The 19323-nt window shown below is 61.7% G+C and carries 23 protein-coding genes; 12 read left to right on the forward strand and 11 right to left on the reverse strand.

The annotated features are described in order from the left end of the window. Positions 1 to 33: 33 nt before the first annotated feature. Both HX793_RS15375 and HX793_RS15380 read right to left on the reverse strand, forming a co-directional pair. Entirely contained in the window at positions 34 to 690 is a 657-nt protein-coding gene (locus HX793_RS15375) for a class I SAM-dependent methyltransferase (protein WP_177095308.1), read from the reverse strand. Continuing rightward, on the reverse strand, positions 687 to 1142 hold the full coding sequence (locus HX793_RS15380; protein WP_016978537.1) for a YbaY family lipoprotein: 456 nt from the start codon (positions 1140 to 1142) through the stop codon (positions 687 to 689). The genes HX793_RS15375 and HX793_RS15380 overlap by 4 nt, the downstream gene beginning before the upstream one ends. Before the next feature lie 140 nt (positions 1143 to 1282). Here HX793_RS15380 and nrdR point away from each other — a divergent pair, with 140 nt between their 5' ends. The 11 genes from nrdR to HX793_RS15435 all read left to right on the forward strand — a co-directional run bounded on the left by nrdR (position 1283) and on the right by HX793_RS15435 (position 9574). Continuing rightward, a complete protein-coding gene (nrdR, locus tag HX793_RS15385; RefSeq protein WP_016978538.1) occupies positions 1283 to 1747 on the forward strand; it encodes a transcriptional regulator NrdR in 465 nt (154 codons plus the stop codon). Then, positions 1744 to 2880, forward strand: a complete 1137-nt coding sequence (gene ribD / locus HX793_RS15390) for a bifunctional diaminohydroxyphosphoribosylaminopyrimidine deaminase/5-amino-6-(5-phosphoribosylamino)uracil reductase RibD (RefSeq protein ID WP_016978539.1) — start codon at positions 1744 to 1746, stop codon at positions 2878 to 2880. The genes nrdR and ribD overlap by 4 nt, the downstream gene beginning before the upstream one ends. A gap of 44 nt (positions 2881 to 2924) precedes the next feature. Then, positions 2925 to 3587 (forward strand): riboflavin synthase, encoded by a 663-nt coding sequence (locus HX793_RS15395; protein ID WP_061434327.1) that lies wholly within the window; start codon positions 2925 to 2927, stop codon positions 3585 to 3587. Positions 3588 to 3602: 15 nt separating this feature from the next. Continuing rightward, a complete protein-coding gene (gene ribBA / locus HX793_RS15400) occupies positions 3603 to 4694 on the forward strand; it encodes a bifunctional 3,4-dihydroxy-2-butanone-4-phosphate synthase/GTP cyclohydrolase II (protein WP_177095307.1) in 1092 nt (363 codons plus the stop codon). A 90-nt stretch (positions 4695 to 4784) separates the two neighbouring features. Then, positions 4785 to 5261, forward strand: coding sequence for a 6,7-dimethyl-8-ribityllumazine synthase (gene ribH / locus HX793_RS15405; protein ID WP_003176356.1), 477 nt, complete (start codon positions 4785 to 4787; stop codon positions 5259 to 5261). After that, the gene (gene nusB / locus HX793_RS15410) at positions 5258 to 5758 is read left to right on the forward strand and encodes a transcription antitermination factor NusB (RefSeq protein WP_010206836.1); all 501 of its coding nucleotides are present in this window, start codon (positions 5258 to 5260) and stop codon (positions 5756 to 5758) included. Before ribH ends, nusB begins: the two co-directional genes overlap by 4 nt. 18 nt (positions 5759 to 5776) lie before the next feature. Beyond that, positions 5777 to 6742: a thiamine-phosphate kinase gene (gene thiL / locus HX793_RS15415; protein WP_177095305.1), complete on the forward strand. Its 966-nt coding sequence runs from the start codon at positions 5777 to 5779 to the stop codon at positions 6740 to 6742. A gap of 66 nt (positions 6743 to 6808) precedes the next feature. Next, on the forward strand, positions 6809 to 7528 hold the full coding sequence (locus HX793_RS15420) for a substrate-binding periplasmic protein (protein ID WP_177053700.1): 720 nt from the start codon (positions 6809 to 6811) through the stop codon (positions 7526 to 7528). A gap of 230 nt (positions 7529 to 7758) precedes the next feature. Beyond that, positions 7759 to 8376, forward strand: a complete 618-nt coding sequence (ribA, locus tag HX793_RS15425) for a GTP cyclohydrolase II (protein ID WP_016978544.1) — start codon at positions 7759 to 7761, stop codon at positions 8374 to 8376. Next, positions 8373 to 8792 (forward strand): nuclear FMR1 interacting 1 family protein, encoded by a 420-nt coding sequence (locus HX793_RS15430; protein ID WP_016978545.1) that lies wholly within the window; start codon positions 8373 to 8375, stop codon positions 8790 to 8792. The genes ribA and HX793_RS15430 overlap by 4 nt, the downstream gene beginning before the upstream one ends. Then, positions 8789 to 9574: a cobalamin-binding protein gene (locus tag HX793_RS15435; RefSeq protein ID WP_177059104.1), complete on the forward strand. Its 786-nt coding sequence runs from the start codon at positions 8789 to 8791 to the stop codon at positions 9572 to 9574. The genes HX793_RS15430 and HX793_RS15435 overlap by 4 nt, the downstream gene beginning before the upstream one ends. Here HX793_RS15435 and HX793_RS15440 read toward each other — a convergent pair. The 7 genes from HX793_RS15440 to HX793_RS15470 all read right to left on the reverse strand — a co-directional run bounded on the left by HX793_RS15440 (position 9571) and on the right by HX793_RS15470 (position 17023). Further along, positions 9571 to 11460 carry a TonB-dependent receptor domain-containing protein gene (locus HX793_RS15440; protein WP_177059106.1) on the reverse strand — a complete coding sequence of 630 codons (1890 nt, stop codon included), beginning with the start codon at positions 11458 to 11460 and terminating at the stop codon, positions 9571 to 9573. The genes HX793_RS15435 and HX793_RS15440 overlap by 4 nt on opposite strands. A 158-nt stretch (positions 11461 to 11618) precedes the next feature. Continuing rightward, positions 11619 to 13517: a 1-deoxy-D-xylulose-5-phosphate synthase gene (gene dxs / locus HX793_RS15445; RefSeq protein WP_016978548.1), complete on the reverse strand. Its 1899-nt coding sequence runs from the start codon at positions 13515 to 13517 to the stop codon at positions 11619 to 11621. Positions 13518 to 13627: 110 nt separating this feature from the next. Further along, positions 13628 to 14515, reverse strand: a complete 888-nt coding sequence (ispA, locus tag HX793_RS15450) for a (2E,6E)-farnesyl diphosphate synthase (protein ID WP_016978549.1) — start codon at positions 14513 to 14515, stop codon at positions 13628 to 13630. After that, positions 14512 to 14754: an exodeoxyribonuclease VII small subunit gene (locus HX793_RS15455; RefSeq protein WP_177053696.1), complete on the reverse strand. Its 243-nt coding sequence runs from the start codon at positions 14752 to 14754 to the stop codon at positions 14512 to 14514. The genes ispA and HX793_RS15455 overlap by 4 nt, the downstream gene beginning before the upstream one ends. Positions 14755 to 14829: 75 nt before the next feature. Further along, on the reverse strand, positions 14830 to 15969 hold the full coding sequence (locus HX793_RS15460) for a Fic family protein (RefSeq protein WP_016978551.1): 1140 nt from the start codon (positions 15967 to 15969) through the stop codon (positions 14830 to 14832). A 90-nt stretch (positions 15970 to 16059) separates the two neighbouring features. Next, a complete protein-coding gene (locus tag HX793_RS15465) occupies positions 16060 to 16440 on the reverse strand; it encodes a MerR family transcriptional regulator (RefSeq protein WP_177059108.1) in 381 nt (126 codons plus the stop codon). Beyond that, positions 16379 to 17023, reverse strand: coding sequence for an NAD(P)H-dependent oxidoreductase (locus tag HX793_RS15470; protein ID WP_177095303.1), 645 nt, complete (start codon positions 17021 to 17023; stop codon positions 16379 to 16381). The genes HX793_RS15465 and HX793_RS15470 overlap by 62 nt, the downstream gene beginning before the upstream one ends. 186 nt (positions 17024 to 17209) lie before the next feature. Here HX793_RS15470 and HX793_RS15475 point away from each other — a divergent pair, with 186 nt between their 5' ends. Beyond that, positions 17210 to 18241: a PDDEXK nuclease domain-containing protein gene (locus HX793_RS15475; protein WP_177059111.1), complete on the forward strand. Its 1032-nt coding sequence runs from the start codon at positions 17210 to 17212 to the stop codon at positions 18239 to 18241. 15 nt (positions 18242 to 18256) lie between these two features. Here HX793_RS15475 and HX793_RS15480 read toward each other — a convergent pair whose 3' ends face one another. Together HX793_RS15480 and HX793_RS15485 are read right to left on the reverse strand one after the other, a co-directional pair. After that, entirely contained in the window at positions 18257 to 18691 is a 435-nt protein-coding gene (locus HX793_RS15480) for a hypothetical protein (RefSeq protein ID WP_016978554.1), read from the reverse strand. 29 nt (positions 18692 to 18720) lie between these two features. After that, the gene (locus tag HX793_RS15485; RefSeq protein WP_177059112.1) at positions 18721 to 19287 is read right to left on the reverse strand and encodes a hypothetical protein; all 567 of its coding nucleotides are present in this window, start codon (positions 19285 to 19287) and stop codon (positions 18721 to 18723) included. Positions 19288 to 19323: the final 36 nt, after the last annotated feature.

The raw sequence follows: 19323 nt of genomic DNA on the forward strand, positions 1-19323 counted from the left end.
TCACATGTGGGAGCGGGCTTGCTCGCGAAGGTCTCAAGAGCGCCGGGAATGGTAAAGACTCACCTTGCGAAACTCCCAAGGCTCCGCCAGATCCGGCAATGTCAGTGCATCAAGACTCTCCAGCCGCCGATAATCCGGGTGCTGAAAGTCCCTCACGCGCGAATCCGCCACCAACGCTTCGCGGCCTCGCGTGAGGAACTGATCCAGCAGCGGCAGGTTCGCCCGGTCGTAGAGCACATCGGCCACCAGGATCAGGTCGAAGCGATCGGCTTCGGCAAAAAAGTCTGCCGAATAACCCAGCTCAACTCCATTGAGTTCGGCATTCGCCCGGCAGGACGCCAGCGCCAGTGGGTCGAGGTCACACGCCACCACCTCCAGCGCGCCGGCTTTGACCGCCGCAATCCCGGCCACGCCGGAGCCCGCGCCAAAATCCAGCACGCGCTTGCCCGCGACCCACTGCGGGTTCGCCGCCAGGTAGCGAGCCAGCGCCAAGCCACTGGCCCAGCAAAAACTCCAGTAGGGCGGTTCGTGCAGGATGCGCCGGGTTTCCTCGGGGCTGAAGGCGCGGTCCATGTTGTCCGCATCCAGCAGCCACAACGACAACGCAGTACCCGGCAGCGGGCAGGCCACCAGGTGCGCGTCGCCGATCAGTTCGCTCAGCGCGGCTTGCAGGCCCAGCGGTGGCGTCATGGTGCCTTGACGAGTTGCAGGGGGCCGGTGGTCTGGGTGATCGCCTGGGTGATGCGCACGGCGGGCAGGTGCAGGATCAGTTGGCCGGACTGGCTGGCGCGGCCGCGCAGTTCAACCCGCGCACCGGCCGGGAACGCCTCGGGGTTGAAGCGCAGGCGGAAGGCCAGGGGCTTGCCGTTGCCGCTCAACACGCTGCTTGCGAGCAGTTGTTGCGGGCGCGAACGGTCATCGATCACCAGCAGCGCCATCTCGACTTCGGCGCCTGCCGGAATGTTGGTCAGGCTGCCGCTGATTTCGCGTTGATAGGCGGGCAGGGGGCCAAGGTCTTCAATGCCGGGGACTTTTTTCTCTTGTGCCGGTGTGGGCTGAGGTGCGGCCGGCTTGGGGGCTTCGCTGCTGCAGGCGACCAGGAAACTGAACAGGGTGAGCAAAACAAGTGGTCGTAACTGCATGTACGGCTCCAGAAAGGACAAAATCCGTGGCTTTAAAAATATGAAACATAATAGTCAGCCTATATACCGTAAAGGCTATGGCTTGTCTTGCCACGGGGATGCGCTACCATGGCCCTCCCTTTATTTGTTGCCTGCCTACCATGCACTGTCCCTTCTGCGGTGCCAACGACACCAAGGTCATTGACTCGCGTCTGGTCGCCGAGGGCGATCAAGTGCGTCGCCGGCGCGAATGCCTGGCCTGCGGTGAACGTTTCACCACCTTCGAAACCGCCGAACTGGTATTGCCACGTCTGATCAAGTCCGACGGTAGCCGCCAGCCTTTCGACGAAGAAAAACTGCGCGCCGGTATGCAGCGCGCCCTGGAAAAACGCCCGGTGAGTGTCGAGCGGCTGGAGGCGGCGCTGGTGCACATCAAGCACAAGCTGCGCGCCACCGGCGAACGCGAGGTCAAGAGCCTGGTGGTGGGAGAGCTGGTGATGGGCGAGCTGCAAAAGCTCGACGAAGTTGCCTACATCCGTTTCGCCTCGGTGTATCGACGCTTCCAGGACCTCAACGAGTTCCGCGAAGAGATCGACCGCCTGGCCCGTGAGCCTGTCAAAGAATGAACCCACCATCTGCCGAACAAGCTGTGCTCGACGCCCATTACATGGCCCGCGCCCTGGAACTGGCGCGCAAGGGCCTGTACACCACCCATCCCAACCCGCGTGTGGGTTGTGTGATTGTGCGGGACGGGCAGATTGTCGGCGAAGGCTGGCATGAGCGGACCGGCGAACCCCATGCCGAACCGAACGCCCTGCGCGCCGCCGGAGCCAAAGCCCGTGGCGCCACGGTGTATGTGACCCTCGAACCGTGCAGTCACCACGGGCGTACGCCGCCCTGCGCGGATGCGTTGGTCACCGCCGGTGTCGCTCGCGTGGTGGCCGGGATGCAGGACCCGAACCCGGAAGTCGCGGGGCGCGGCATGCAGCGCCTGGCTCAAGCTGGTATCGAAGTCCGTAGCGGTGTGTTGGAAGCTGAAGCACGCGCGCTGAATCCGGGTTTCCTCAAGCGCATGGAACACGGCCTGCCCTTTGTGCGGGTCAAGCTGGCGATGAGCCTGGACGGCCGCACCGCCATGGCCAGTGGCGAAAGCCAATGGATCACCGGTCCGGCTGCCCGCGCCGCTGTGCAACGCCTGCGCGCCGAGGCCAGTGTGGTGCTGACCGGCGCCGACACGGTGCTGGCCGACGGTGCTCGCCTGACCGTGCGCGCCGCCGAACTCGGCCTGGATGAAGCCACCACCGCCCTGGCCATGTCGCGTCCGCCGTTGCGCGTGCTGATCGACGGCCGCCTGCGGGTGCCGCTCAATGCGCCGTTTTTCAAGGCTGGCCCGGCGTTGGTCATCACCTGCGTGACCGCGGAAAACCAGTTCCCGCGTGGCCCCGAGTGCCTGGTGGTGCCGGGCGTCGACGGCCAGGTCGACCTGCGCTCGGCGCTGGTGGCGCTGGCGGCCCGTGGCGTCAACGAAGTACTGGTGGAAGCTGGCCCAAGCCTGGCCGGTGCGTTTGCCCAGCAAGGCCTGGTGGATGAGTACGTGATATTCATCGCCGGCAAATTCCTCGGCTCCGCCGCGCGGCCTTTGTTGGACTGGCCGCTTGAGAAACTGGCCGACGCCCCCCAACTCAAGATCACTGAAATGCGCGCTGTAGGCGACGACTGGCGAGTCACTGCCATCCCTGTGCCAGCAGCGAGCGTATAATTTTCTGCCTGCGCCCAGCGCAGTAACGTTTCCAGGAGAAGGCCATGTTCACCGGCATTATCGAATCCATCGGCAGCATTCGTGCGATGACCCCAAAAGGCGGCGACGTCCGCTTGTCGGTTGAAACCGGCAAGCTCGACCTGGGCGACGTCAAGCTGGGCGACAGCATCGCCATCAACGGCGTGTGCCTGACCGTCATCGAGCTGCCAGGCAACGGTTTTGCCGCCGATGTCAGCCGGGAAACCCTGGACTGCACCGCGATGAACGACCTCAAGGCCGGCAGCCCGGTGAACCTGGAAAAAGCCCTGACCCCGACCACCCGCCTGGGCGGCCACTTGGTCAGCGGTCATGTGGACGGCGTCGGTGAAGTGGTAGCGCGTAGCGAGAACGCCCGTGCAGTCGAATTCCGAATTCGTGCGCCGAAGGAACTGGCCAAGTACATCGCCCACAAAGGCTCAATCACCGTCGACGGCACCAGCCTGACCGTGAACGCTGTGAACGGCGCCGAATTTGAACTGACCATCATTCCCCACACCCTCAGCGAAACCATCATGGCGTCCTACCAGCCAGGTCGCCGGGTGAACCTGGAAGTGGACTTGCTTGCCCGTTACCTGGAGCGCCTGTTGTTGGGCGATAAGGCCGCAGAGCCAGCATCCGGGAACATCACTGAAAGTTTTCTGGCCGCTAACGGCTACCTGAAATCCTGACCAAGGGGGTGCCGCGTGGCGCTCAATAGCATCGAAGAACTGGTTGAAGACATCCGCCAAGGCAAGATGGTCATCCTGATGGATGACGAAGACCGCGAAAACGAAGGCGACATCATCATGGCCGCCGAGGCCTGCCTGCCTGAGCACATCAACTTCATGGCCAAGCACGCCCGCGGGCTGATCTGCATGCCCATGAGCCGCGAGCGCTGCGAACTGCTCAAGCTGCCGTTGATGGCGCCGCGCAATGGTTCGGGTTTTGGCACCAAGTTCACCGTCTCGATTGAAGCCACCACCGGCGTCACCACCGGCATCTCCGCCGCCGACCGCGCACGTACCGTGCAGGCCGCCGCTGCGAAAGACGCCAAGGCCGAAGACATCGTCAGCCCTGGCCACATCTTCCCGTTGATGGCCCAGCCGGGCGGCACCCTGGCCCGTGCCGGCCACACCGAAGCCGCCTGCGACCTGGCGCGCATGGCCGGTTTCGAGCCGAGCGGGGTGATCTGCGAAGTGATGAACGACGACGGCACCATGGCCCGTCGCACCGAACTCGAAGCCTTTGCCGCCGAACACAACCTCAAGATCGGCACCATTGCCGACCTGATTCACTATCGCATGATCCACGAACGTACCGTTCAGCGGATTGCCGAGCAGCCACTGGACAGCGAACTGGGCCAATTCAATTTGGTGACCTACCGTGATTCAGTCGAAGGCGACGTGCACATGGCCCTGACCCTGGGCACCATTTGCGCCGAAGAGCCGACCCTGGTGCGCGTGCACAACATGGACCCATTGCGCGACCTGCTGATGGTCAAGCAACCGGGCCGCTGGAGCCTGCGCGCCGCCATGGCTGCGGTTTCCGAGGCTGGCAGCGGTGTGGTGCTGTTGCTCGGTCACCCGCTGGATGGCGATGTGTTGCTGGCGCATATCCGCGAAACGGCCGACCACGCACCGGTGAAAAAACCGACCACCTACAGCATCGTCGGTGCCGGTTCGCAGATCCTGCGTGACCTGGGCGTGCGCAAAATGCGCCTGATGAGCGCACCAATGAAATTTAATGCGATATCCGGTTTCGACCTGGAAGTATTAGAATACGTGCCCTCCGAATAAAGGCTGGCGATTTTCGCCCCTTGTTCGCGGTTCAAATATCACTAAGGTGCGCGTCATACACGCGTCCCGGCTCTTTAAGAGATTTGTCGAATGACCCTGAAGACCATCGAAGGTACCTTCATCGCCCCCAAAGGCCGCTATGCCCTGGTGGTTGGCCGCTTCAACAGCTTCGTGGTTGAAAGCCTGGTAAGCGGTGCCGTTGACGCCCTGGTTCGCCACGGTGTGAGCGAGAGCGACATCACGATCATCCGCGCGCCTGGCGCCTTCGAAATTCCACTGGTTGCGCAAAAAGTTGCTCAACAGGGTGAATACGCGGCGATCATCGCCCTGGGCGCGGTCATTCGTGGCGGTACTCCGCACTTCGAATACGTGGCCGGCGAATGCACCAAGGGCCTGGCCCAGGTGTCCATGGAGTTCGGCGTGCCAGTCGCTTTCGGCGTGCTGACCGTGGATTCCATTGAGCAAGCCATCGAGCGTTCCGGCACCAAGGCCGGTAACAAAGGCGCTGAAGCTGCCCTGTCCGCTCTGGAAATGGTCAGCCTGCTGTCGCAGTTGGAGGCCAAGTGATTTCCGACGAGAGCGACAACTTCAACCCGCGCGAGCCACGTCCAGCCGATGCTGGCAAGCCGTCCAAGAACGAGAAGCGTCGCGCTGCTCGTCAATTGGCGACCCAGGCGCTGTACCAGCGTCACCTGGCGGGCGCTTCGTTGAACGAGATCGAAGCACAGTTTCGCGTCGACAACGATTTCACCTTTGCCGACCTGCCGTACTTCCACGACATCCTGCACGGTGTGCATGCGCATCTGACCGAGATCGACACGGCCCTGGCACCTTGCCTGGACCTGACCATCGAAGAGCTGGACCCGGTGGAACTGTGCGTGATGCGCCTGTCTGCCTGGGAACTGCTGTATCGCGTCGACGTGCCGTACCGCGTGGTGATCAACGAAGGTATCGAACTGGCGAAAGTCTACGGTTCGACCGACGGCCACAAGTTTGTCAACGGCGTACTCGACAAGCTGGCTCCGCGCCTGCGTGAAGCCGAAGTGAAGGCGTACAAGCGCTAAACCGCGCTTGGCACCTGAATGGGCGAGTTTGAGCTGATCCGCAACTACTTCGCCGCCGCGCCCTGTGCGCAAGGCGGCGAGGGCATTGCACTTGGGATTGGTGACGACTGCGCCCTGCTGGCGCTCCCTGCCGGGGAGCAGCTGGCAATCTCCACCGATACTTTGGTGGCCGGGGTGCATTTTGCCGACCCCTGCGACCCGTTCCTGCTGGGCCAGCGCTCGTTGGCCGTGGCGGTGAGCGACCTGGCCGCCATGGGCGCCAACCCCCTTGCCTTTACCCTTGCTCTCACCACACCGACGGTCGATGCCGATTGGCTGCGACGCTATGCCCAGGGTTTGAACCTGATGGCGCAGAGCTGTGGCGTGGGCCTGGTGGGTGGCGATACCACCCGTGGGCCGTTAAGCCTGACCCTCACCGTATTTGGTCGCGTACCCGCTGGGCAAGCCTTGATCCGCAGCGGGGCGCAGGCGGGCGATCTGTTGTGTGTCGGCGGCGAATTGGGCAACGCGGCCGGCGCCTTGCCGCTGGTATTGGGCGAGCGCAATGCTGACGCGGCCATCGCCGATCCGCTGCTGGCCCACTACTGGTCGCCGCAACCGCAGTTGGCCCTGGGGCTGGCGCTGCGCGGCAAGGCTACGTCTGCCATGGATATTTCCGACGGCCTCCTGGCTGATTGCGGTCATATCGCCACGGCCTCGGCTGTCAGCCTGTTGATCGAGCGTCAGCGCTTGCCTTTGTCTCAGGCGCTGCTGGCGTTCGTCGGCGATGACGCGGCGCGCATAGCGGCGTTGAGCGGGGGCGATGACTATGTGCTGGCGTTTACCCTGCCACCCGCCGAGCTGGCGCCGTTGCTGGCCGACGGCTGGCCGGTCCACGTGATCGGCCGGGTCGAGGCGGGGCAGGGCGTGACGCTGCTGGACGCCAACGGGCAAGACATCACGCCGGCCATTCGTGGTTATCAACACTTTCGCGGGGCGCCCTGAATCGGCGAGCTGCGCTACCCTCTATAGCGTAATCACGGATGCAAGGCTCTGTAGGAGGTCGCCCCCATGGATGTGCGCCGCTGGCTGCTGATAGTGCTGTGTGTCTTTACGTCGTCAGTCCAGGCGCAGGACGTGCCCGGCAAGGTCATGCTGGCCAGTGAGGAATGGAACGACTACACCAACAAAGACGGCAGCGGCCTGGCCTGGGACGTGCTGCGCCAGGTGTTCGAACCTGCCGGAATCACGCTGCAGACGCGCTCGGTGCCCTACACCCGCTCGGTCGGCCTGGCCCAGCGCGGCGAAGTGGATGGCTGGGTTGGGTCCTATCGCGATGAAGCCACGGGTGTGTTGTACCCCCACTGGAACTTCGATTCCGACCACATCTACGCCCTCGGCCTGGCCAGCACCCCGGCGCCGACGGTAGCCACGCTGGGCAATTACCGCCTGGCCTGGGTGCGTGGCTACAAGTACGAGGAGTACTTGCCCAACGTGCATCGCTTCAACCAGATCGAACGCCGCGACGGTATTTTGCCGATGCTGCAACACGCGCGGGCCGACTTCTACATCGATGCGCTGACCGAGGCCAAGTACGTGCTCAATCAGGCGGATGACCCGTCGAAGTTCGCACTGACTCACATCGCCGAACTCCCGCTATACATCGGGTTTGCCGATAACGAACGGGGCCGCGCCTTGATGGGCGTCTTCGACCAGCGCATGGAGGTCCTGGTGAAAAGCGGCGAGTTAAAGGCGATTTTCGAGCACTGGAAACAACCCTATCCGTTCTAGATCCCCTGTAGGCGCGAGCTTGCTCGCGAAAAACGCAAGCACACCACGGTCACTCAGAATGCTTGCGTCATCGTTGACGATTTTTCGCGAGCAAGCTCGCTCCTACATAGAATCAATAAGAAGGCCAATCGAACCTATTGATCTTTATCAGCGATAATTCAGCTTAAGCGTCTGTAGGAACCTGCTGTTACAATGGCCGCCATCGTAAAAACTGAAATCAGGAGCACACGGTGCCCGTCGTTTTCGTCGCCGCTTCCAAGCTGCCTACCCCTTTTGCCACGTTCACCATGAACGGCTTCCTCGAAGAAGCCACCGGGCGCGAGCACGTTGTGCTGAGCCTGGGCGATATCGCGGATGGCGCGCCAGTGTTGGGTCGTGTGCATTCCGAATGCCTGACCGGCGATGCGCTGTTCAGTCAGCGTTGCGACTGCGGTTCGCAACTGGAAGCCGCCATGCGGGCCATCGCCCGTGAAGGCCGTGGCGTGCTGTTGTACCTGCGTCAGGAAGGCCGTGGTATTGGCCTGATGAACAAGATCCGCGCCTACGAGCTGCAAGACGGCGGCGCCGATACCGTCGAGGCCAACGAGCGCCTGGGTTTCGCCGCCGACCAGCGTGACTACGCGATCTGCCTGCCGATGCTGGAGCACCTGGGCGTCAAATCCCTGCGCTTGATGACCAACAACCCACGCAAGGTCAAAGCCTTGACCGAGATGGGCATCACCGTGGCCGAGCGCGTACCGCTGCACACCGGGCACAACCCGCACAACAAGCTCTATCTGGCCACCAAGGCCAGCAAGCTCGACCACATGATGGGCAACGAGCACCAGGGCGAGGTCGACCGCGCGTGACCCGAGGCCAGGTGAAACGGCGACTGTCCTTCAATTGGTGGCAGTACCTGGCCCTGGCGCTGCTCCCCCTGTTTGTGATCAACCTGGTGTTCGGCCAAGCCGAATCCTTGCTCCCGGTGCTGGCCATGCCGTTCTTCATTGCCGGCGTGGCCTCGATGTTTCTCAGCCTGCGTTACTTCCACGGCTATAAACACGCGTTGATCGCCACCTCCAAAGCCCTCGATACCCCGGAAGAACCGGCTGCCTGGATTACCTTGGCGGCCCGTCGGCGTACGGCGTTGCTGGTGGCAGCCGTCCCGGCCTGGATCGGCGCGCTGGCGGTGTTCGTCGGCCTGGAAGCGGTGCCGCTGTTCCTGCTGGCACTGTCGACGCTGGTGCTGTTCTACCTCTATCGCATTCCCCGTCAACTGGGATGAAGCGCCACTGGCTGGTGGTCGTGCTGTTGGCGTTGAGTGCCCAGGCATTGGCCGCCGAGCGTGTGGTCAGCCTGGCGCCGTCCCTGTCTGAAATCGTTGCTGAACTGGGCGCCGCCGACGTGCTGGTAGGCGTGCTCGATGGCGGTGAGCGTCCGGCCGCCTTGGCGCACGTGGCGTCGGTGGGGCATTACGGCCAATTGGACATGGAACGCCTGCTCAGCCTCAAGCCCGACTTGATCCTGCTGTGGCCCGGCAGTGTCGGCCCGGCGCAGCGTGAGCAGTTGCAGCGCCTGAACATCCCGGTCTACGTCGCTGAACCCCATAGCCTTGAACAACTCACCACCCAGGTTCAGGCCATCGCCGAGCAATTGGGCCGTGCTGAAGCCGGCCAACAATTGGCCGCGCAATTGCGCCAACGCTTGGTCGAGCTGCGTCAGCGCTATCAGCGTGCGCAGCCATTGCGCGTGTTCTACCAAGTGTGGAACCAGCCGCTGTATACCGTGGGCGGCGGGCAGATCATCAGCGATGCGTTGAGTGTGTGCGGCGCGCGTAATGTGTTCGATGACCTCAAGTTGCCCGCGCCGCAGGTGAGCATTGAATCGGTGTTGCAGCGTGATCCCGAATTGATTCTGGTCGGGGATCAAGCGCAGAAGGAGGCCTGGAAGGTCTGGCCGGCGATGGCCGAGCGGGTGCGCGTGGTGCCGGATAAAGGCCTGGAGCGGCCCAGTGGGCAGATGTTGGAGGCGGTGGGGCGGTTGTGTGAGGTAATCGCGCCTCGCTAGAGGTCCGGCGTCCAGGTCACGCCAACCATCAGCGCACGGCCCTCTTCCCGGTAGCCAAATTGCTGGCCTTGATACTGATACAACGCCCGGCTGTAGGCTTTGTCCAGCAGGTTATCGACCTTCATGTTCAGCATGACTTCGTGGTTCAGCGCCCAACTGGCGCGCAACCCGAGCAACCCATAGCCTCCCAACGGAAGCTCGTTCTTCGGGTCGTCGTAGCTGCTGCTGACCGCCTGCCAGCTGGCGCCGACGCCGAATTGGTCGAACTGGCGATCCAGGTCCAGGCTCATCGTGCGCCTGGCGCGACGTGCCAACGTATGCCCGGAATCGCGGTCTCGTGGATCAATCATTGCCAGTCCCAAGCTGCTTTGCCAGCCGAACAGCTCTTGCTTGAGCGCGGCTTCGAAGCCGTTGATGCGCGCCGAACTGACGTTTTGCGGGCCGTCGCTGCCGAACACGATCGCATCCTGGATATCGGTGCGGTACAGCGAAGCTTCCAGGCGGCTGGTGTCGCTGAGTTGGCTGCGCCATTGCACTTCGTAGCTTTTCGAGGTTTCGGGCTTCAGGTCAGGGTTACTGTTCTTGAAGCCGTATTCGTCCGGGTAGTACAAGTCATTGAACGTCGGGGCGCGGAAGCCCTCGCTGTAGCTCAGCAGCAGGTCATTGTCCGAGTTGATCGGTAAGGTCAGGGTGCCGCTCCAACTGTTCTGCCCGCCAAACTGCTGGTTCTGGTCGCGCCGCAGGCCCAGTTCGGTGGAAAACCCTTCGCCGTGGAAGCGATGCTGCACAAAGGCTGCGCGGTTCCAGCGGCTGTTCTCGGTAAAGGTGGTGGAGCCATGGAGGCGGTCTTCGTACCAGTCGCCACCGAGTATCAGGCTGTTCTGTTCATTCAGTGTCAGATCGTTCTGCCAGTTGACCGAGTCGCGGTAGGTGTTGAACACGCTGAAATCGTCACTGAGGGTGTCGCGCTTGGTATCGCGGTTCTCGCTGTGGCCCAGTTCCAGGCGCGATTGCCAGCGCTCGTTGAGCTTGGCATCCACGTAGCCGCTGGCGCTGCTCACGGTGTAGTCGGTGTAGGGCTTTTGCCCCAGCGTTTGCCCGGTGGCGACGTCGTAGCGGCCGAAGCTGTTGTCGTACTCTGATTTGCCACGGTTATCCAACAGGTTGAAACCCGCTTCCAGCCCATCGTTGAAGGCGTGGCTAAGGTTCAGGCTGATGGACTGGTTGCGGTAGGCATCATGGTCGCCATCGCTGGGAAATGACGTGTGTGTCGAGTTGATGCCGGCGGTCTCATCCAGGCTCGCGCCGAGGTTGAAGCGCGTATGTTCATCGCCACCGGACAGACCGAGGCTGCGCTCCCACGTTTGGTGACTGCCAAAGCCCATTTTCAAGCGCGGCTTTAGACCCTGCTCGGCATTACGTCGAGTGAACACCTGGATCACGCCGCCAATCGCATCGCTGCCATAAATCACCGAGCGCGAGCCGCGCAGTACTTCAACCCGTTCAATCTGGTCGACGTTCAGGTACTGCAGGCCGCTGTCGCCGGAGGTGGTGTTGGCGATGCGCTGGCCGTCCACCAACACCAGGCTTTGTGCGGACTTGGTGCCACGGATATAAATCCCCGGCAGGCTGCCACGGCCGCCGGTCGGCGCGACCTGCACACCCGGGACGCGGCTGAGCAGGTCCGTCACGCTGGTAGGTTGCAGGCGGTCGATGTCGTCGCGAGTGAAGACGGTGTTGGCGGCGCTGCTGTCGTTGCGGGCCTGTACCTGGCGGTTGGCGCTGATAACGACGTCGGGGAGTTTCAAGGCGTCGTCGCGCTCGAACGTCTCGGCGAGCAGTTCCGGGGAGGGTAGAAGCAGCAGGGCAAGGTACAGGTGTTTCATGAGCTATCCGTAGCGGTCAAAATTGACACAAAACCAGTGTGGGAGCGGGCTTGCTCGCGAAGGCAACGTGTCAGTCAACACATGCAGTGACTGATCCAGCGCTTTCGCGAGCAAGCCCGCTCTCACATTTTGGTCCCTGTTTCTACCGGGTGATTGGGTTATAGGTCCAGCAACGTCATGCGCTCGCGAACCGATGCCTCGATACCGACCTCATCCAACCCGCATTCCGCCAGCATCTGCGCCGGCTTGGCGTGTTCGACGTACACATCCGGCAAACCTAGGTGCAGCACCGACCTGAGGATATTCTCCCGCGCCAGGAACTCGCTGACGGCTGCACCGGCACCGCCCATGATGGCGTTTTCTTCGACGGTCACCAGCAGCTCATGGCTGCCGGCAATCTCACGCACCAGGTCTTCATCCAGCGGTTTGACGAAGCGCATGTCGACCACGGTGGCGTCGATCTTCTCGGCCACTTTCAGCGCTTCCGCCAGTTGCACGCCGAACACCAGGAACGCAGCCTTGCTGCCTTGGCGACGCACGATGCCCTTGCCGATCTCGATAGGCTCAAGGTCCTTCTCGATCACGGCATTCGGGCCATTGCCACGCGGGTAACGCACGGCGGCCGGGCCGTTGTACAGGTGGCCGGTGCTGAGCATCTTGCGCAGTTCGTTCTCGTCGCTTGGCGTCATCACCAGCATGCCGGGGATACAGCGCAAGTAAGACAAGTCGAAGCTGCCGGCGTGGGTCGGGCCATCTTCGCCCACCAAACCAGCGCGGTCGATGGCGAACAGTACGTCGAGGTTCTGCACCGCTACGTCATGTACCAACTGATCGTAACCGCGCTGCAGGAAGGTGGAGTAGATCGCCACCACCGGCTTGGCGCCTTCACAGGCCATGCCGGCGGCGAAGGTCACCGCGTGCTGTTCGGCAATCGCCACATCGAAGTAGCGCAGTGGGAAACGCTCGCTGAACGCGACCAGGTCCGAGCCTTCCTTCATCGCCGGGGTAATGCCCACCAGGCGCGGGTCGGCGGCGGCCATGTCGCACAGCCATTCGCCGAACACGCCGGAATACTTCGGCCCGCTGGCCTTTTTCGGCGCGGCGGCAGGCGCGTCCAGCGGTTCCAGCTTGGTGATGGCGTGGTAGCCGATCGGGTCGACTTCCGCCGGGGCGAAGCCTTTGCCTTTCTTGGTGACGATATGCAGGAACTGCGGGCCCTTGAGGTCACGCATGTTGCGTAGCGTGGCGATCAGGGTCGGCAGGTCGTGGCCGTCGATCGGGCCGATGTAGTTCCAGCCCAGCTCTTCGAACAGGGTGCCGGGTACCAGCATGCCCTTGGCATATTCTTCGGTACGCCGGGCAATTTCCCACGCGCCAGGCAGACGCGAGAGCACCTTCTTGCTGCCTTCGCGCATGCTGGCGTAGGTGCGGCTGGAGAGGATCTTGGCCAGGTAATTGGACAGGCCACCGACATTGCGCGAGATCGACATGTCGTTGTCGTTGAGGATCACCAACATGTTGGCGTCCACTTCCGGCGCATGGTTCAGCGCCTCGAAAGCCATGCCGGCGGTCAGCGCGCCATCACCAATTACCGCAATCGCCTTGCGATCGCTGCCTTGCAGGCGGGCGGCAATCGCCATGCCCAGCGCGGCGCTGATGGAGGTGCTGGAGTGGCCGACGCCAAAGGTGTCGTACTCGCTCTCGGCGCGGCGCGGGAAGGCGGCAATGCCGTCCTTCTGGCGCAGGGTGCCCATCTGCTCGCGGCGACCGGTGAGGATCTTGTGCGGATACGCCTGATGGCCCACGTCCCACACCAGCCGGTCATCTGGGGTGTCGAACACGTAATGCAGGGCGATGGTCAGCTCGATGACGCCCAGGCCGGCACCGAAATGCCCACCGGTCTGGCCGACCGTGTAGAGCAATTCCAGGCGCAACTCATCGGCCAGGGTTTCCAGCTCGGCTTCACCCAGTCGACGCAGGCCGGCCGGCGTGACAGCACGGTCAAGCAGGGGCGTGGACGGGCGCTTGCGGGGAATCTCTTGAAACGTCGTGGGCATCAGGCGAATCGTTATAGGTATAGAAGAGGCGGCAGTTTACCTCAAGCATCGCGAACTGCCCACGCAGAGCGCCGAACTTGGCCGATATGCGGCCGCAATGGCCGCCGTTATCAGTGCCGGCGTTCGACGATATACCGCGCCAAGTCACGCAGTGGCTCGGCTGCCGCGTCGAAAGGTCGCAGGGCGTCCAGGGCCTGGTCACGCAGTTCCAAGGCATAGGCCTTGGCCGCTTCCAGCCCGAGCAACGCAGGGTACGTCGGTTTATCCCGTGCGATATCGGCGCCTTGGCGTTTGCCCAGGGTGGCCGTGTCACTTTCTACGTCGAGAATATCGTCCTGCACCTGGAACGCCAGGCCGATGGCCAGCGCATAGGTCTTCAACGCCGCCAATTGAGCGGCTTCGGCACGCCCACTGGCCAGCGCGCCCAGGTGCACGGCGGCCTCGATCAAGGCGCCGGTCTTGTGGCGGTGCATGTATTCCAGGGCTTGTTGATCGAGCTTCTGGCCGACCGAACCCAAGTCGATGGCCTGGCCGCCGACCATACCGGCCGGGCCTGCCGCCACGGCCAGCGCCGTGACCATGCGCAAGCGGATCTCGGCATTCACGCTGCTCAGCGTCGGGTCCAGCAGTGCGCTGAACGCCAGGCTTTGCAGGCCGTCACCGGCGAGGATCGCACAGGCTTCATCAAAGGCTTTGTGGGTGGTGGGCTGGCCGCGACGCAAATCGTCGTCGTCCATCGCCGGCAAATCGTCATGCACCAGGGAGTAGGCGTGGATCAACTCGACCGCACAGGCCGCGCCATTGGCCTGCTCGGCATCTGCGCCCAAGGCTTCGCACGCCGCATACGCCAGCAACGGACGCACGCGCTTGCCACCATTCATCACGCTGTAGCGCATGGCTTCGTAAAGACGCTTGAGTTCGGGGCTTGGCGCAACAAACAAGGGTTCCAACGCCGCATTGACCCGGGCTTGGCTACTGGCCTGATACGCGTCGATCATTCGGGCTGTTCCACATCGAAAGGTTCTTCGGCCAACTCCCCGTCACGTTCCAGCAGCACTTGTACCTTCTGCTCCGCCTGCGCCAAGGCGCTCTGGCAGTCGCGGGTCAGGCCGATGCCTTGCTCAAACGCCGTCAACGAGTCTTCCAGCGACAACTCGCCGTTCTCCAGACGCTCGACCAGGGTTTGCAGGTCGGCGAGGGATTGTTCGAAATCGAGTGCAACTTTTTTGCGGGCCATGGCGGCTATTCCGGTAGACGGTAAACCGGCGCGACACTAGCAGACATGGGGATTCTGGGCAAATGAGTGGGGGTGTCACTTGCCCGCTGCATTGACCTGATACCGCGTGCTGCGGCCGCCTCCGGGGAGTCGAGTCAGGCAGTTCTTTTCCAGCAAATCAGCCAGATGACGCGTCGCCGTGGCCTTGGAGACCTTGGCGACCGCTTGGTACTGCGCCGCACTGATTCCGTGTTCGAAGCCCTTTTCACCGCCATCGAGCAGGCGGTTGAGCACCTTGATCTGTTCGGCAGACAACGCGAGGTCGCGGCGCTGCTGCCAGAACCGGCTCTTGTCCAAGACGCGGTCAATGCGCGCCATGGCTTGCTGCAGGCTGCGCAACAGGGTCTTGAGGAACCATTCCAGCCAGTCGGTGATATCCAGCGTGGCTTTTTGGCTCGACTCCAACGCTTTGTAATAGCCTGCGCGGTCCTCCAGAATGCTGGCCGACATGGCGTAAAAGCGGATGGCCTGATGTTCGCCCTGAGCCAATGCCAAGTCGGTGATGGCGCGTGTCAGTCGACCATTGCCGTCATCGAACGGGTGCAACGTGACAAACCAGAAATGCGCCACGCCGGCGCGGACCAGCGGGTCCAGTTCCGGCTGCTCACGGCTGGTTTCGAACCACTCGAGGAAGTCTTCCAGCGCTTGCTCCAGGCCTATGCGCGACGGCGCCTCGAAGTGCACGGTAGGTCGATCCAGTCGCCCGGACACCACCTGCATCGGCTCATCGCCGCGCAATGCCCCAACATTCAGGGCGCGCGCGGCATAACCTGCTTCTGGCGTAGGAAACAACAAATGATGCCAATTCAGGAGGCGGGCGAGGGTAAACGGCTGGGCGTATTGCTCGGTGGCGTCCATCATCAGATCGGCCAAGCCTTCACTGCGACGGCTGACGCTAGCGTCTTTCAACGGTTCCAGGCCCAGGCGTCGCGCCAGTGATGAACGTACTGAGCCCACATTCAACTGTTCCCCCTCGATGGCCGAAGAGGTCAGGATGTTTTGCAGCAACGCATCCAGCTCGTTCTGCGCGTTGACTGCCTGGCTGACGGTGCCGAGCATGCCCAGCAGTTTGCCTTGCGCCTGGCCGCACTCGCGCAACAAGACCGCCAAGTGCTTCGGTTGCCAGTGGAAGTGCGGCCAGTCAGTGTGTTGCCAGATCCAGAACGGGTGGTCCATGGAGAGGTACCTGGTTGCGTGAGCCGAATAGAAACGTTATTCGGCTCATTTGATGAGCCGATTGTGCATCCTATTCGGCTCATCGTCCACTCAGGCACGTGCTGTGGCCGATTGAGCGCAGCGGCCTTCTGCATCCTTTAGCTGGGCTTCGAACTCAAGCAATCCTGCCTGCATCTTTTGCAGTGCTGCAATCTGGGTAGCCAATTCGTGTTTCTTCTCGGCGATAGCCCGGTCCGCCCTATCCCAAGGCAATTCATCGCCTACGTGGCCTGAAAGAATTTCCTGCAACTCCTTGAGCTTGAACCCCAACTGCTGCGCGCACTTGATGAACATCAGCAGCTCAACGCTTTGCGCCGAATAGACCCGGTACTGGCCCTGACGCTGCGGTGCTGGCAACAGCCCGATGGCTTCATAGTGACGAATCGCCTTGACGGTTGTTCCCGACAACTGCGCGGCTTTGCCGATGTACATGAAAACTCCTTTTTTCCGTTAAAGCGCCGGCCTGTTTCAGCCATGTATCCCGCTGCGCCGCAGTGGAGCCCAGCACCGGCCCGAACAGCAGCGTCTTTGCAGTCTTGACACCACAAAGCCCCAGCGTGGTCTTGCGCATCTGGTGAATGCCCGGCATGCGATAGAACCAGCGGTAATACCATGGCGGCGTGTCCAGGGTCACCAGTAAATGTGCAGTTCGGCCGTAAAGCAGTTTGTCAGGGAAAGCCTTGCCCGCACGGTATTTAAAGGCAAAGCCGGGTAGGAAGGTTCGGTCGATAAAGCCCTTCATCAATGCCGGGATGCCACCCCACCAGATCGGGAACACAAATGTCAGGTGAGTAGCCCAGAGAATGTCGGATTGCGCGCTGAGCAGGTCGGGCTCCAGCGGCTGAATTTGGGTGTAACCGTGATGAAGGACGGGGTCGAAAGCCAGGTCGCCCAAGCGTACGACACGTACTTCATGGCCGGCGTTTTTTGCCGCCTGGATGTAGGTATCGGCGAGTGCTGAACAAAAGCTGGAGGCGGAAGGATGGCCGAGGATCACCAAGGTACGCGGGGTCATGGGGAGGTCCTGAACAGGGCGCTCCAGGGTAAAGGCTGCTGTATAGGGGAGAGTCAAGTCAGTAGTCCGCAATGGCCAGCAGGACGTTTCTGTGGTTGTTGAAGGGTCCTTCCTGGAACGACCTTCGCCCCTTGTGACCGTCAATGCGCCTGACTAGCCTGCCTCAAAACTCCAGAGTGAAATGGCATGAGCGAACCCTGTATCGGCTTGACCGCACCACCAGCGGGCTACAGTGACTGGCTGACCGACCTGAAAGGCCGCATTCATGCGGCGCAGCAGCGCGCAACACTGGCGGTGAATCGGGAATTGGTGCTGCTCTATTGGCAGATTGGCCACGACATTTTGACCCGCCAGGCGGAGCAGGGTTGGGGTAGCAAAGTCATTGATCGACTTGCCCAGGATTTGCGTGCGGCCTTTCCCCGAATGAAGGGTTTTTCGCCGCGTAATCTCAAGTACATGCGTGCTTTTGCCGAGGCGTGGCCAGATGCTGAATTTGTGCAACAGGCTGCTGCACAATTGCCTTGGGGCCACAATGTGGTGTTGCTCGACAAACTCCCCGGCCCCGAAACCCGCCGCTGGTACATCACCCAGGCGATAGAGAACAACTGGTCGCGTAACTCGCTGGTGATGCAAATCGAAAACCGCTTGTTGGAGCGCAGTGGCAAGGCGGTCAGCAACTTCGAGACCCACTTGCCCAAACCGCAATCCGACCTGGCGCGCGAGTCGCTGAAAGACCCTTACCATTTTGACTTCCTCAGCCTGGCCCTGGACGCGCAGGAGCGCGACATAGAAAACGCCTTGATCAAGCACGTCACCGACTTTCTCTTGGAGCTGGGCGCCGGTTTCGCCTTTGTCGGCCAGCAAGTGCTGCTGGATGTCGGGGGCGATGAGTTCTTTGTCGACCTGCTGTTCTATCACGTGAAGCTACGCTGCTACGTGGTCATCGAACTGAAAGCGGGCAAGTTCAAGCCCGAGCACCTGGGGAAGCTGAGCTTTTATCTGGCTGCCGTCGATGCCCAGCTTAAACATCCGCAAGATGGGCCCACCATCGGCCTGCTGTTGTGCAAGAGCAAGAACGAAGTCGTCGCCGAATATGCGCTGCGCGATAACAATCGACCGATTGGTCTAGCGGAATATCAACTGGTTGAGTCGTTGCCCGCAGAGCTGCGAACCAGCCTGCCAAGCATCGAGCAGATCGAGCGGGAGCTGGCGGGTTAAAACCGACTGACAGCCTCAAAACCCCGGAGGAATATACCCCGGCACAAATGGCACATTCAGGCACTTGCCATGCAGAATCCGGCCATCTTCTATCCTGAACAGCACGATCTTCTTCGTCTTATCCACCGTGGCTTCCAGCTTGCAATCCGAACTGTGCCCGACTTGCTGGTAATACTCCGTATACACCATCCCGTTCCCGGTGTGATTCATTGAAGTCCCGGCGGCTTCGGTGGTCGTCCATGAAGAGGACTTGTGCCAGGTCATCACCACCTGCGTGTCGCCATTGGGCGCATTCTGCTTCTTCATCGAGTCGGGCTTGCCGAATAAATCCAACGCCTCTTGCACGTCCCGGCCTTCCCAGCGCGATTGTGCAATCAGGTGGCACCCGTTGATAAACAGCACGGCGGGCAACAAAAGCCCAGCCAGCAACAGCCTTGTCCATGTAGGCATCGTGAGTCCTTCTTGTAGGTGAGTGTTGCTCAGCGCTTGTTGCCCAGCATGTCGTCGAGGTCATCGATCATCTGGCTCTTCTCCTGAGTCGGCCCCAACTGATCGAACATGGCCTTTGTGGTCTGGATCATCTGCAAATGGGTCATCTTGCCCATGGCGATGGTGTCCTTGCTCTTGCCCGGTTCGCAGACATACGCGAGCGTGCGGTCGAGCCAGAACTCCTTCGGCGTCTGCCACGTGTTGGAGACTTTCAAGTGCGTAAGGGTGTAGGAAAACGGTGCAACCGACTGGCCGTTAAGAAAGCGCAGCTTGCGCGTGGAGCACTGCACCTCGATGTTGTACGCATCGATCATCGGCTTGCCCGGTTCTTCATACACCACCGTGACGGCCACCAGCTTCGCTCCCTTGTTGTGGTTCGACGGCACCACGGAGGTACGGTCGGCCACATACATCACATTTTTATGGGCGCGGCCGCTGCCGTAGATGATCGACCAGTCGCCGATCGGTGTTTCTTCATCGGCCACTACCGACGGTGTGCTGATCAGCAGGACTGGCAGCAGTGCCAGGCAGCGCCCGACTTTGGTTAAGGTATTCAATAGCGTCCTTCCTTGAAGCTCGAAATAAGCGAAGGA

It is taken from the genome of Pseudomonas reactans (assembly GCF_013387025.1).
Lineage (GTDB): Bacteria > Pseudomonadota > Gammaproteobacteria > Pseudomonadales > Pseudomonadaceae > Aquipseudomonas > Aquipseudomonas reactans.

Coding starts and splice junctions, on each gene's coding strand:
- HX793_RS15440 (WP_177059106.1), bottom strand. CDS start 11,460: ATGAAACACCTGTACCTTGCCCTGCTGCTTCTACCCTCCCCGGAACTG.
- HX793_RS15395 (WP_061434327.1), top strand. CDS start 2,925: ATGTTCACCGGCATTATCGAATCCATCGGCAGCATTCGTGCGATGACC.
- HX793_RS15480 (WP_016978554.1), bottom strand. CDS start 18,691: ATGCCTACATGGACAAGGCTGTTGCTGGCTGGGCTTTTGTTGCCCGCC.
- HX793_RS15455 (WP_177053696.1), bottom strand. CDS start 14,754: ATGGCCCGCAAAAAAGTTGCACTCGATTTCGAACAATCCCTCGCCGAC.
- nrdR (WP_016978538.1), top strand. CDS start 1,283: ATGCACTGTCCCTTCTGCGGTGCCAACGACACCAAGGTCATTGACTCG.
- thiL (WP_177095305.1), top strand. CDS start 5,777: ATGGGCGAGTTTGAGCTGATCCGCAACTACTTCGCCGCCGCGCCCTGT.
- dxs (WP_016978548.1), bottom strand. CDS start 13,517: ATGCCCACGACGTTTCAAGAGATTCCCCGCAAGCGCCCGTCCACGCCC.
- HX793_RS15470 (WP_177095303.1), bottom strand. CDS start 17,023: ATGACCCCGCGTACCTTGGTGATCCTCGGCCATCCTTCCGCCTCCAGC.
- HX793_RS15460 (WP_016978551.1), bottom strand. CDS start 15,969: ATGGACCACCCGTTCTGGATCTGGCAACACACTGACTGGCCGCACTTC.
- HX793_RS15435 (WP_177059104.1), top strand. CDS start 8,789: ATGAAGCGCCACTGGCTGGTGGTCGTGCTGTTGGCGTTGAGTGCCCAG.
- HX793_RS15465 (WP_177059108.1), bottom strand. CDS start 16,440: ATGTACATCGGCAAAGCCGCGCAGTTGTCGGGAACAACCGTCAAGGCG.
- HX793_RS15475 (WP_177059111.1), top strand. CDS start 17,210: ATGAGCGAACCCTGTATCGGCTTGACCGCACCACCAGCGGGCTACAGT.
- HX793_RS15420 (WP_177053700.1), top strand. CDS start 6,809: ATGGATGTGCGCCGCTGGCTGCTGATAGTGCTGTGTGTCTTTACGTCG.
- HX793_RS15375 (WP_177095308.1), bottom strand. CDS start 690: ATGACGCCACCGCTGGGCCTGCAAGCCGCGCTGAGCGAACTGATCGGC.
- ribD (WP_016978539.1), top strand. CDS start 1,744: ATGAACCCACCATCTGCCGAACAAGCTGTGCTCGACGCCCATTACATG.
- ispA (WP_016978549.1), bottom strand. CDS start 14,515: ATGATCGACGCGTATCAGGCCAGTAGCCAAGCCCGGGTCAATGCGGCG.
- HX793_RS15380 (WP_016978537.1), bottom strand. CDS start 1,142: ATGCAGTTACGACCACTTGTTTTGCTCACCCTGTTCAGTTTCCTGGTC.
- ribH (WP_003176356.1), top strand. CDS start 4,785: ATGACCCTGAAGACCATCGAAGGTACCTTCATCGCCCCCAAAGGCCGC.